This window comes from Bradyrhizobium sp. PMVTL-01, from assembly GCF_051861855.1.
Taxonomy (GTDB): Bacteria; Pseudomonadota; Alphaproteobacteria; order Rhizobiales; family Xanthobacteraceae; genus Bradyrhizobium.
Genome location: NZ_CP193982.1, coordinates 1,849,539 through 1,862,097, shown reverse-complemented (window position 1 = coordinate 1,862,097; position 12,559 = coordinate 1,849,539). Strand labels below are relative to the sequence as shown.

Genomic DNA, 12,559 nt, shown 5'->3' with positions numbered 1-12,559 from the left:
GAAATCGCGATCGGCATCGTCGTCGAATAGCCGCTCCGTCTCGAACTGATCCTCGATCGCCTGCGCCGACAGGCCAGCCTCGCGCTTTGCCAGGTGCTCTCTCGCCCAAGTGGTACGGCGATCCCTCTATATGCTTGATGCGCGCATCCAGTTCGCGGCGACGACGCTCCTCTTCGATTCTCCGCTGCTCCGCTTCGCGCCCAAGCCACTCTTCCGTTTTCGCTGCTACAAGCGCCGCGAGGCCTACAGCGATGTCACCCGCCATATGCTCAAGCCGCTGCACCTTCGCGTCGCGGAAACTGCGGCGCAATGCAGAGCCGCGGAACACATAGACCTGTTCGAGTTTAAATGAGAGTTGGCGGTCGGATGAAAGTCCCACTCGGGAAAGCGGGCCTGTTACAGAATACGTCGCCCAAGAATTCCGCCTCTCCGCGCGATCCCTCTTCCGCTCCCAGGCCTCTTCCTCGGCCTGCTCAACATCTGTCAGAACGTGCTCCTCACGCCTAATCTGCCTGAACCGCAATAGCGGGCGGCCAAGCGTTGCAGAATCTACACGGCCGTGTATGCTACCCAGCATTGCACAAATTGTACTGCGCCACCGATACTTTCACCTAGGTTTTCAGGAGCGGTTTCATCCCGAATTTTACGACTCCCAACGGATCAACTGTTTCCATTCCGGGACCGACCGTTGCGCGCATGCGCGACGCTTATCCCGAGGAGTCAACCAAAGCCGAATGCCAAAATGCCGGATCGACCATCCCGACCTGCAGTTCGTCGTCGAAGACTCGAGCACCGTCGTGCTCGCCGTGAAGGCCGAAAACGGCCATATTGGCCAGCTCGCTCTGCCGAACGACAAACCTGTCTGGTTCAATGGAACGGCTTCTCGGGGACCGGTACGTCTTGTGAGCGGGCATCCATCCGCTGCGCAGTCGGCACTCTATATTACCGATAAAATCCCATACGTCACCGAGACCCCGAGAGCGGTGAGGAGACGCCGTAGCCGCCGCCGGGGTACCGCGCTGCCGGTTCCGTCCCGGGGCTTCTTTGCAGCCGTGCCGAACGTCTTCAGCAAATTCAGTTCACCGCCCGCAGTCTGGGACTTACGGCTGCCGCCGTGATGGGTACGAACTTCATGCGTGCAACAATGCCGTACGGTGCCGCAGAAGATCGACGGCAGACACTTATGTTTTTCGGCAAGGACCCGATCTTGCATAGGCTGGAGAGGCATAACTATTTGCTCGGTGGATTTCGAACGCGTTCTTTTAAGCGAACGCCGCCGATATATATCGGTTGAATGCTGGCCAAGGGCTGCTCGTTCCGTTTTCGACGCAGAAGTGAAACTCCTCAAGCGCTTCGCTTCCAGCATCCTCAGCATATCCGCAACGGATTGATATCGATTCGGCATCCGTGATTTGATGGGACCACGGGGTGCAGCAGCATCAGAGAGGTTTCGCCATGAACCTGGGAATACCGATTTATGAAGGCGTCAATCTGCTCGACGTCGCCGGTCCACTCGAAATGTTCTATTGGGCGGGCCATGACAATGGCGATTTGCGGTCGACCCTGATCTCTGAAGACGGCCACGCCGTGACATCCATAAACGGCGTGCGTTTTGAGGCGCAGGCGAGTTTCGCTCAGATGCCGGCCCTCGATATCGTGTGGGTCCCCGGCGGTGATCCCGTTGCACTGCAAGCCATCATGAATAATCCCGTCTCTCCTTATCTGCAGTATCTTCGCCAGGTCGCATCCAAAGCAAAATGGGTTTGCTCGGTGTGCGAGGGTGCGCTGTTGCTCGCGCGTGCAGGACTGCTGGACAACCACGAGGCGACCACCCACTGGTATTTCACCGAATGTCTGCAGCAATTCCCTCGCATCAAGGTGGACATCACCCATCCGCGCTTTGTGGTCTCACAAAATGCTTCCGGTAACCGGTTGACCGGTGGCGGCATCTCCGCTGGCCTCGATGAAGCGCTAAAACTCATTTCCCTGCTGTTCGACGACGAGCGCGCCAAGGAAGTGCAAGTTACGACGCAGTATTTTCCAAAACCGCCCGTTATGGGTGTGATTCCCATGACACCGAAGTGCCCGATCAAGTGGGACGAACTGACCTAGGCCGCCCCGATTGCTCGGCAAGGCACTTCTTTCGGCGCGCCGGCTAGCGGACGTTGCTGCATCGGCGACGGGTTGCGGCCGCTGCTTCATTCGGCGCTCGGCCGCGTGGAACGCCGAACGCTCGCTACGAATTTGCTATACGTGCAGGACTCGCCTCCCACCTGCAACTTCATCCTAGACAATTTACAATTGAATGGTAGGTTTGATCTTGGCACATCGTGTTCGCAAGGAGGGCTGGCGTGGCAATAACCTTTCTGCGTCTTCAGGAGTATCTCGACAAGATCGCCCGGAAAGCAAACCTTGACGCGAACAACAGTCTGCACGGGCTCTTCTGGCAGACGACATTTGAAAAGTTCGCTGCGGGCGACGTTCCGAACAAGCGCTGCGGAGGCGCGCCTGTCCCCATCATCGATAAAATCGATCCCACCAAGTCGGCGTTTTACCAAATTCTGCAGCAGGGGTGGTGCGCGATGCCCCAAATGCCGAAAACGGGGCCGTTTGTTTCCGATTCCAACTATTCGATCACGCTTGCCGACGGCACTGTCGTGACTGGGCAGCAAATACTTTCCGACATCCATGCATGGCTGGCAGCAGGTTCGCCTGAAAACGGCTGAAAGGAGAATGGCAATGATCAAGCCGATGCGACTCTTGGCCGGGTTTGTCTTTCTCCATGCAATGTTGCTGGCTACCGACGGGATTGCGACACCCGAAAATTACTGCAGAACGATACCTGCGAGGTCGGACGCGTTGGATTGGCCAAGCAAGCATGCTTGGAATTTATTCGTCATGCTCAATCATCCTGCAATGGACAAGAAGTTCGGGCGCGGCGTGCCAGACTGCACTCGCCCCTTCGGCTCTCCCGGCAGCACTTCCGTTTGGGAAACATGGCGCAACGCAGACTCGGAAGTCTATCTGAGCGATGGGAGAGAACCTCCGGAGTGGAACGATACTTCCCTGCCAGACGAAAAACCCGGCAAGGTGCCACAGCTTCAACCTCTCGTCGGCGCAGGTCAGCCAGGAATTCTGTTTTCACCGACCGATGGCATATTCCACGATTCCGGTGGGTTCGGCGAAACGCGACTTAACCGCAGCACCTACGAGTTCGTTCGGCGAGAATGCCTATTCAGCCGCGATGGTCAACAACGTTACGCGAAAGCCGTTGAAGACGGCACGAAGAGTGCGATCCAATTTCCGCCGGACTCTATCGAAGTCAAGGCCGCGTGGATCGATTTCGTTGAGCGACTAATTCCCGCCGACAAACAGCAGACCTATTACACGGCGGAGTTTCAAGGAAAGAAATACGGCCTCGTGGCATTGCACATCCTCACAAAAGATGTTCCCAACTGGTTCTGGGCGACTTTTCATCACAAGGACAACCCTTCCAACACGTTTGAGACGCCCGACACATTCGGGATGCCCCTTATGGTCAAAGGAACCGTTTGGGAAAATTATCGGCCCGGCGGCACTCAAACTGAGTTCACGCGTACCGATGGAACGGCCACGATGCTGTCGGACCACTTTGTCGAATTCGCCTTTCAGCGGTCGTCTTGCATCACGTGCCACGCGACGGCAACGATTTCGCAGAACACCCCTCTACCCGCCGCGCAGGCGAGGGCATTGTGTGCGATGACTCCGACATTACCTGCCTTGGGTTTGGATCCGGTGGTATGCAAGGGACTGATCGGCGAAAAGGCATTTGAGCCAGGCACCGACAAGCTTCTGATGGAACGGGGCGTGCCAGATCCTGAATGGTTCAAGAAGGATGGAAAGCCATTCTATCTTCAAACAGATTTCGTCTACTCGATTCCATTTAGAGGAAAAAGAGAAGCGAGTGCGCCACCTGCTCGGTGCATTTGGTGAAAGTACAACAAGTGATCCCATAAGCATTCCAACCGAGGACACGCTGATCGCGCTGAACTGATCGGGCTATTTTAAAACTTTCGTTCGGGGCTATCGCGGACAACCAATGTCGCAACGGATTGTGAGCGCTAGAAAGGTGAGAAATGAACGTCGCCATGGACCTTTGTGGTCTCTCCAACCTTGCTCCTGATCCATGCCTCCTCTTCTGCGGTGAAATCTCTGGCGACAATGACAGGCTGAGATTTGGCCGGCCTCAGCTTAGCGTACAACAGCGGATTATCCTGCGCGACCATATGCAAGAAATCATCCCTAGCTTGGTCGGTTTCAAAAGTGAGAAACATATGGCTCCTGCGTCTTAGGCCGTGCACTATACCTGACAACGCCCGCACCGTTACAATGAATCCAACTGTTCAACGTTCCTGTTCGGTGTTGCAAGACTGCGTTGCACCTTAACGAACTGTCAGAGAGGCAACATGAGGCGGTATTTCATCGTAGCACCCCAGGACCGACCTGCGTTGGCGAGAGATCGCATCGTTTCCAAGGGGATTGAGACAGGGATTGACACAGAAGCGGCATCAATTAGGCCTTCTCGAACCCACCCCGACACAACAATTGCGACCTTAAGTCCGGAAACGGCGAATCAACTCATCGCTGAAGGTTCTGAACTCTACGAAGACGTCCAGTTTCAAATCTTCGATCCCGGCATTCCACGAGATCCTCAGTCGCAGTTCTGGCTTAAGAAACCGGGCCCGTTACTTTCGCCTGCGGGGGGAAACCTTGCGGAGGTTACAACAATGATCCGCGCGCCCCAAGCGTGGTCGACGACGAAGGGAGCCGGCGTCACCGTAGCGATCATAGACACCGGGGTCACCAAGACCTTGAAGGAATTCGGCCCGGCCCGGCGACTGGACCTCGATATTCCGAGCGCGGCTCACAGCAACCACTGGAGCGATGAGGTTGGACACGGCTCCATGTGCGCGGCGATCGCCGTAGGTTCCATCGCCGACGGGGGCAAGTATGACGGGGTCGCTCCGGAAGCCAAACTGATTGCGGTACGGACGGACTTCTCCGCGACCGACTTGTTCCTCATCTACGACGAGCTCATCAGCGCCAAGAAGACCGGCACGATCAGCGGCCCGCTCGTTATCTCAAACAGCTATGGACTGTATCAATGCGCGTCAAACAGCGTCATGCAGCGGGACCACCCCTATCTAAGGAACATACTGGCCGCGATTGATGCAGACATTACCGTGGTCTTCGCCGCAGGCAACAATCACGTCGATGTGTGCCAGCATAAACCGGACGGGGATACTCCCAACACGATCTGGAGCGTGAACTCCCACGACCGTGTCATTTCGGTCGGCACCGTCGATCGCAATGGCTCCAATCAGATGATCCCAAGCAAGCACACCAATTCGAGCCGAGGCCCCGGCGAGTGGGCCGATCAGTTCAAGAAACCCGACGTGGTCAGCCCAACGTTCGGTGAGGTCGTCTGGAAAGACGGCTACCAAGTGATGGAATGGTGGGGAACAAGTGGTGCGTGTCCTCAGGTCGCGGGACTCGCCGCGCTGATGCTGTCGAAAAATAGCCAACTCAAGCCCGCTCAGGTCGCTGACATTATCCGTAAGACGGCGAAAAAGCTTTCCGGACCCCAGACATGTGTGGGTGCCGGCATGATCGACTGTGAGCAAGCTTTGGCCGCAGCGATTGAAGCAATACCCGGCGCTTAGCGTTTAGCTCCGATTGGGCTAGCGGGCGCCGGCAAGGATAGCCTGAGCGGCCCAAGTGAAGGCGCCACGTTAGTCCCCGGCACCGTTTCGATAGAAGCTTGCACGTTTTCGCGTAGCGGTCTGATGGTTTCACGGAGGCTGCTCAACGCTGGCGTTCGGGAAAGATTGCGGGGATCATCAGCGTCCCTAACGATATCGACAAAATCACAGGCGGCATGATCGATCACCGACGCGAGATCGATCAATCGTCCCGCTTTCCACGTCTCGAGCGCTGCCGGACTTGTTTTGTCAATTTCCTGATCGCCGACAAGAGCTGCATCTAGTTCGTCGATTGCCATCGCCCAATACTCGTCTTGGAGATTGAGAAAGCGAGCATTGATGTCACCCCTCACGGCGACGGGCACGAACGCTTCCGCTTCGACCGGCCCGTAGCCATACCAGCGGCCATACAATAGTTGCGAAATACGGCCTTCAAATTTTGCTCCCAGCGGGGTCGCTGAGATTGTACCGCGATAGTCCTGGGCCTTGAGTTTCACGAACCAGCCTGATCGTATTCTTATTTCAAGTTTGCGTCCGACTAGCAGAAACGGAAAAAAGCCCGTCGCTAGCCCACCCAGCATGCCAGCCAGCAGCATAGCATCGTCGGCTTCGGGCGTATCGTGCCCCAGCAATTCGCACGCCTTCAATGCAGTTCCGCTCAGCAGCACCATCCGCCGCTTGCTTCGAGCGACCGTTGAGGCTTGCAGGTTTCTCTCTGAATCTTCAGGAATCCACAAATCCACAATGGACCCGATCGTTTTCCGGTCGCGATCCGATACAGGCTGACGTGATAACCCGGCGTCGGCAGCATTCAGGATAATGGAGCCAATGGCCTCAGCTGCAGTTGTCGGCAATCGCTGCAAAGCTTGACCGGCGCTGCTTTGCGGAAAATTTTGAGCCGCGCGGAGCAGCCGCTGTGTCTTGTCTTTGGCACTCTCGACCAGCGCCGGCGGCAGACCGAGGTCAGACGCCAGTTGCGTCGAATCCTTGTCGCGGATCCACGTCTCAAAGCGCTGAATCGCAGCATTGAGGTCGGGCGTCGCCGGCGGCGCCTTCAGAAAGTTCTGCACAAGGCCTGGTACCTTCTGCAGCAGCCTGCCGGCTTGCTCTGCCACCTTGCTTAAGAACGGGCGGCTTCCGGCGGCGTCTCGCCGCCAGACTGTGTATTGACCTGGCAGCAAATTTTGCAATGCTTCCGAAACGACGGGGTTCAATTGAAGAACAGCAGGTACCACTGCCGAGCGGGCACGAACCGCGTCGAAACCGATACGCAGGTTAGCACTACTTTGGCAGATTTGGTTTGTGCTGTGGTTTTTCACGGATTCGTCTTCTGCAGTGCGGGCATCGCTGCGATGGCGGCCGGAGAATGAGATCGACGATGGCGTGGCGTACGGCGGGCATGGTTGGTTGAGGCGGAGGCCCATTGATTCTTTTTTTTCCGTCCCGCATGTGCGAGGCGACGGTGCTGCAAGAAGGCGTAGGCAATCATTGTCATCAGGGCGTGGCGATGAAGACCCTGCCATGATCGCCCTTCGAAGTGATCAAGCCCAAGCTCCTCCTTCAACTGCTGATGCGCCTGCTCACAAATCCATCGTGCCTTGATGGTGGCGGCCAGTGTGCGCAGATCCGTCGCCGCAGGGAGGTTGGCGAGATAGTATTTCTTCTCCCCTGAGGCACGCTGCTCGCCAATGAGCCAAGCTTCGTCGCCCGGGAGATGCTGCTGACCCTTATCCCAGATTCGCTGCGGAGGGCCGTCGGCGGTGCGGACACGGAGAGCAGCAAATCGGGCTTTCAGCCGACCTTTTGTCCCGCTGCGCCAACTCACGGTTTTCCATTTGGCGCTCGCCAGCATGTGTTCTGCCGCAATCGATAAGATATCCGGCACGTGGTGCTTTCGTGGTTTCCCGCGGACTTTGGTAATCGGCCAAATGAGCTTCACATCAACCGGATACACCTTGAGGTGCCGAGGGATGCCGACGGCCCAGGCCAATCCGCGTTCTGTTAGCCCTTGTCGAAATGGTGCGCTGAGCCCGTATCCTGCATCCGCCAGCACACATCCAAAGCGCACGTTGGCTGCCATCGCTCGATCAACCTCAGCCAAAGCGATTTCTGGCTTGGATCTTGCCGTTCGGTATTCGATCGGCACCCGAGCACGCATCAAACGAGACACATTGCCTGTCCAACTCTCGGGCAGAAAGAGACGCAATGCGACCATCACGGGCACTTCGCCGCGCGCAAGGGTCAGCGACACCAGCGTTTGGCAATTTGCCGTTTTGCCAAGAGAGGACGCATATTGAGCCGCGACACCAACCGAGCGTTCGCCCTTTTTCGGCATTGCGGTGTCATCAATGACTAATACCGCATCCTTGCCGCCGACAAGCCGATCCGCCTGGTTGAGCAGCTCAGATTCCAGCGGTGATGCGTCCCAGACACCGTCGGCGATGAAATGGTGCAGCTGATCGTAGTTGCCGGTTGCAAGGCGTTCTGCCATCGGCTGAACGCTCTTGCGATCGCCCGGGCCGATCAATCCCGCAACGTACAGGGGACACATCCGCTGCCGAGTCTTATGACCCAACCGGTCCAGGAACGGCTTCAGCCAGCGTTCGAGTTCGTCTTCCCATTCCGCCATGGTCAGCCCTCCAAGAGCCGACCACCCATGAATCATTGAAAAATCGATTCGGGAATCCTAATAAAGAGCCCAAATCCAACAATCTGCCAAAGTAGTGTTAGGCGGAAATGACAATTGGCTCTCGTCGGTTTGACTAGCCGGATCGATGCGAAAAAGCATTGACGAAAGCGCAATAATATCCGGCTGACGGCTGCCAAGGGCCGAGCGCAAGTTTGAAACCACGGTTCGTATCAGATCGACGTCGACGGGACGATCGGTTCTCTGCAGCAGGGCGTAAGCCGCGATGATGGCCGCAAATGGATTGTAGAACTTTCGATCCAGCATTTGCCGAACGGCCGCTTCGTTAACCAAAATCTTGGCGCGGCGAAAACCGCCAAGTAGCGTTTCGCCGTATTCCGCTTCGGTTTGACGCTCCGGTACAAATCCCTCCGATTTAGGGGCCATCACAATCGAGCAACCGTCCAACGCAATCTGGTGAAAAACGGGAAAGAAGACGAAGGTCCCATAGTTAGGTTGCAACCAAAGCGGCAGGCAGTATTCGCCGCCGTCGGGTGCCGGCGCGGAAAGGATATATCCGCCCTCTGCCAGATCGACGCTCAACGCGCACCAACCCTCGTCCAGATTGCTCATTACTCCACTTGAAAAATCGGTAACTTGGTGACCCGCAGTGTCGGTAAGTCTAATTTCGCGCCAGAACGGGTCTGTCGTCTTTACCCACTGGTTGTCCTCTCCCCGCACCAGGACACGCCCAAAAACCAAAAGCCGACAAGGTCCTACGGGATGAGCGCGGAGCGTTACGGTGGTGCTGTAGCGTTGCGCGGCCGTATCATGTCCTTCGCGCACTATCGAAGAGCGCGGAAGTGGTGCGGACGTCCTGTATTGGAGTTGCCAATCGCTGGCGGCGATTTTCACTGCGCTCCCACCAAGCATGACACTCTTGCGCTCGGAACTACCGGCGATCTTCGCTTCGAGATCGTAAAGCCCCGGAGCTAGATCCGCCCTCAGTTCTCCGACGCCACGCGTCAAGAGTTTGAAAGAGGAATCGTAGATGCCGAGTTCGGCTCCCGCCGTCGGTCCTTCGACAGTCAGCGGAATAGAACCTGACGTCGGGTTCGGATCAGACATTATATTCGACCGTCCTCTGGTGATCGAGTTCTGCGGTAGCGCCGGTCGTACCGAAGTTGATTCGAATGATCTGACGGACGTCCGGTTCCCCGGTTCCGGAGTCGCCAAGGAATACAATTTGATAAAGCCCCGGGGCGAGCACCGCCTGCAGTTTGGTGTCACCAACGTTGCTGCGCCGGACCAGCGTACCATCGCCTCGCTGTAGTTCAATCGGCCGCGGCCAGCCCGGCGTTATACCCAACGTGATGAGTCGCTGATTGTTTATTCCCTTTCGAAAAATGATTTCAGCGGGCTTTGCAAGTTCAGGAACCTGCCGCTTGCCGTAGTTGAGTGCCTTCGCAGTCACCTTTGGCTTAACGTACTGCATCAGCGACTCTACCGAAATCGATTGATCGCCTGCCGCTGCCGCGCCCCGCAAGCCCTCAAGAAGAAATTCGGTGAAGAAACTGCGTTGGGTCGGGGAGTCCGGCGCGTTTGAGAGTTGCCCAATCTGGCTGCCTACCGCGACCGTCAATTTGACATTCGTGTAGTCGACTGCAGGCTGAGGCCGCTTGAACGGCGGCTGTTGCGGGTCGACCGTATCGTCTACACCGCGACAGCAATCCAGGAAAAACACCAGTTCATCGAAGTTGGCGCGTTCTACAAGAGTTGCCGCGTATAGCCGCGCTCCAATATTGCGGTTCGGTACGCCCTTCGAAGAGTTCGCCATGATCAGCGCAATCTCGTCATAGGACGGTGCACAGCCATGGCCTGAAAAATAGAAGTAGAACCGACGTCCTATGCGGCCAACTCGGTTATTCAAAAGCTTGATGAATTCGTCTTCCACGTCGTCTCGTATCGGACGGCCGATCCGTAGTTGCGGCGGCAGATCGCTGGAGAGAACCAGACTGACGTTTTTTTTGGGCAGATCACCACCCTGGGGGTCGCACAGCCACTTCGCAAAATCTCGCGCATCGCCCTCAGCCGCATCGATGGCCTGGTAGCTGGCATACGTGGCGATGCCTACGACGATGGCGTAGTCGTCATCGTTGGGCACCAAGTCTCTCCCACCCAAAAGTCTGAGTGCTCGCTGCAGCCATCTCGCCCGCGTGTATCGAATTCATTCTGTCTGCGCCTCGAGAGTTCGCCGAATGGGCATCAAGTCTGGATTACGATGTTGCGGCGCCCGGTTGTATCCGTGATGAACACCTGTTGAACCGTTGATCCCAGCATCTCGGTGAACTGATTGGTCCTCGGCGCTTCGTTAACGCCTTGCGGGGCGGGTCTTAGGCACAGCGTATATTCTACGTCCGACGGCGACAATGATTGTTCGCGCTCCATCCAGGCATCCGCGCCGCCGTTCTGCAATTGGACTGAGACGTTCACCATGACCTGCCCATTGCCGAGCCTCCGCGCGGAGTACTGACCATCAGTTCGCTGCAGCCGCTGAAAGCCTTGCGCAGCCCATGCCTCGAAAACCTGAATCCATCCCTCAGGCCATGGACCGCCCGAAGCCTTGGTGGGCATGGAATTCGGAGGAGGCTTCCTCAGCATTTCAGCAATCCGCGGCGCCAAAGCCACGACCTTGTCGTAGTCCCAGAGGTCAAGCTTCCACAGCATGTGGTCGCGATCGATGGCGCGAAACATGGGCTTGATGTGCAATTCGAAGTAAGGGGTGACTGACATCAGAATATACTCAGATTGCGGCTATTTGAACGACACGGACCCAATCTTTGTGTTGCGCTCTAAATCGGCATCCGCCTGTGGCGCCAACGGAGTAGGCCCCCCTTTTTGCGCCTGCGGATGGATCGCAACCGAGACAGTGAGCGGGCCGCTGGCTGCGGCCTGCACAGCGGGATACGAAGCGAGGTCGACCGAAATCAAATAGTCACTGGAGTCCGCATGACCGGCCTGCGCATGCTGGCTGGGCCAGCGCGCGACGTGACCAACGAGATAGCGGTTGCGAAATTGAGCGTCCGCGGGGGTGAATGCCGCACCTCGGGGATAAACGTACACGAACGCCATATAGGCTATATCGGCCGGAGCGGCCACCTGCTGAAGCGCGACTGCGATCTTGCCGGAAGTGCTCGCCGGGGCATTCACCGAAAATTCGCGCACCAAGGCCGGCCTTTGCAACGACAGTTCGGCCAGGACCGGTAGCCGATCGCTATAGGTCGATGCCAGCACGACCGGAGCCGCATCAGGCGTGAACTGGTATGTATAACCGAGTTGCGCTGCGGGGTTGGTCACGTTCTTGGCCATTGTCGGCCCATCTGGACGCAGCGCTGTCTGCGGCGCCATGCCGTTCAGAACGCAATCCTCACATGGCGGCACATCGGTGATCGATTGCTGGCGCCACCACCAGACCACATCGAAAAACGTATGAAACGACCAGAAGATCACATCGTCCGCTGCCGATGACGGGCAGCAAAGCGCACCGCCTACGAAGCCATGCATCGCATCATGGATATCTTTCTCAAAATCGCCGCCATCCGATGCCGTACCCAAAAAGGAAGCCGTCCCTGTTCGAGCCGCCGTGGAGACGACCGGCCACGGGAACCATGGCTGACTCGGCGCTGAGTTGCGCGGAGGATTGGATAGAATCGTCAGCAGTGCCGGATCGATGGGGCGCCCATAGTGGGCTGTCACTGCGGCTGTATCATTCTCAAAGACGACAGGAAATCGCTTGCCACTCGGCTTTTTAGTCCAATCCCAATAGGGGACCATTACGTTTGCGGTTCGTGGCGGATCACTTGCCCGTAGCGCATCCTCATAATTGATCAGGTGCGCGCGATGCCAAGCCCAGAAATTGTAGGTGTGGTGCATGCACGCACCGTTAAAGAGCGCGGGTATATTGTGCAGCCCGGCCATATGCGCGTAGCTGAACTGCACAAGCGGGTCCGTAGTACTCTTGTCGCGGACCTTCTTGACCGCATGGATGTACGTTTCAAGTTCATCGGCCGAGAGGTCATCGATGGATTTTCTGGTACGGAGATCTGCCGCGTGGGCAAATGATGCGACCAGGAGCAGCGCGATTGATGCCGAAAGAAAGCGATATAAAAAAAGGGGCACTTTTTCCTCCTCG

Annotated in this window: 12 protein-coding genes; 6 read left to right on the top strand and 6 right to left on the bottom strand. The window is 56.9% G+C overall.

The window, feature by feature from the left end; genetic code table 11:
* The first annotated feature begins 130 nt into the window (after positions 1–130).
* The 6 genes from ACRQ5Q_RS08590 (at position 131) to ACRQ5Q_RS08565 (ending at position 5,702) form a co-directional block, all read left to right on the top strand.
* Positions 131–352, top strand: a complete 222-nt coding sequence (locus tag ACRQ5Q_RS08590) for a hypothetical protein (protein ID WP_439397095.1) — start codon at positions 131–133, stop codon at positions 350–352.
* Positions 353–734: 382 nt separating this feature from the next.
* The gene (locus ACRQ5Q_RS08585; protein ID WP_439397093.1) at positions 735–1,118 is read left to right on the top strand and encodes a hypothetical protein; all 384 of its coding nucleotides are present in this window, start codon (positions 735–737) and stop codon (positions 1,116–1,118) included.
* Positions 1,119–1,455: 337 nt separating this feature from the next.
* Positions 1,456–2,112, top strand: coding sequence for a DJ-1/PfpI family protein (locus ACRQ5Q_RS08580; protein WP_439397092.1), 657 nt, complete (start codon positions 1,456–1,458; stop codon positions 2,110–2,112).
* 239 nt (positions 2,113–2,351) lie between these two features.
* Entirely contained in the window at positions 2,352–2,726 is a 375-nt protein-coding gene (locus ACRQ5Q_RS08575; RefSeq protein ID WP_439397090.1) for a hypothetical protein, read from the top strand.
* 13 nt (positions 2,727–2,739) lie between these two features.
* Positions 2,740–3,972 carry a hypothetical protein gene (locus ACRQ5Q_RS08570; RefSeq protein ID WP_439397088.1) on the top strand — a complete coding sequence of 411 codons (1,233 nt, stop codon included), beginning with the start codon at positions 2,740–2,742 and terminating at the stop codon, positions 3,970–3,972.
* A 473-nt stretch (positions 3,973–4,445) separates the two neighbouring features.
* Positions 4,446–5,702 (top strand): S8 family peptidase, encoded by a 1,257-nt coding sequence (locus tag ACRQ5Q_RS08565; protein ID WP_439397087.1) that lies wholly within the window; start codon positions 4,446–4,448, stop codon positions 5,700–5,702.
* Here ACRQ5Q_RS08565 and ACRQ5Q_RS08560 read toward each other — a convergent pair.
* The 6 genes from ACRQ5Q_RS08560 to ACRQ5Q_RS08535 all read right to left on the bottom strand — a co-directional run bounded on the left by ACRQ5Q_RS08560 (position 5,699) and on the right by ACRQ5Q_RS08535 (position 12,546).
* Positions 5,699–7,060, bottom strand: coding sequence for a hypothetical protein (locus ACRQ5Q_RS08560; protein WP_439397086.1), 1,362 nt, complete (start codon positions 7,058–7,060; stop codon positions 5,699–5,701). The genes ACRQ5Q_RS08565 and ACRQ5Q_RS08560 overlap by 4 nt on opposite strands.
* Positions 7,057–8,406, bottom strand: a complete 1,350-nt coding sequence (locus ACRQ5Q_RS08555) for an IS701 family transposase (RefSeq protein ID WP_439397085.1) — start codon at positions 8,404–8,406, stop codon at positions 7,057–7,059. Before ACRQ5Q_RS08555 ends, ACRQ5Q_RS08560 begins: the two co-directional genes overlap by 4 nt.
* A 21-nt stretch (positions 8,407–8,427) precedes the next feature.
* Complete coding sequence (locus ACRQ5Q_RS08550) at positions 8,428–9,495, bottom strand: hypothetical protein (RefSeq protein WP_439397084.1); 1,068 nt, start codon at positions 9,493–9,495, stop codon at positions 8,428–8,430.
* Entirely contained in the window at positions 9,488–10,531 is a 1,044-nt protein-coding gene (locus ACRQ5Q_RS08545; protein WP_439397083.1) for a caspase family protein, read from the bottom strand. The genes ACRQ5Q_RS08550 and ACRQ5Q_RS08545 overlap by 8 nt, the downstream gene beginning before the upstream one ends.
* Positions 10,532–10,632: 101 nt before the next feature.
* Positions 10,633–11,160 carry a hypothetical protein gene (locus ACRQ5Q_RS08540; protein WP_439397082.1) on the bottom strand — a complete coding sequence of 176 codons (528 nt, stop codon included), beginning with the start codon at positions 11,158–11,160 and terminating at the stop codon, positions 10,633–10,635.
* A gap of 21 nt (positions 11,161–11,181) precedes the next feature.
* Positions 11,182–12,546, bottom strand: coding sequence for a tyrosinase family protein (locus tag ACRQ5Q_RS08535; RefSeq protein WP_439397081.1), 1,365 nt, complete (start codon positions 12,544–12,546; stop codon positions 11,182–11,184).
* Positions 12,547–12,559 lie beyond the last annotated feature (13 nt).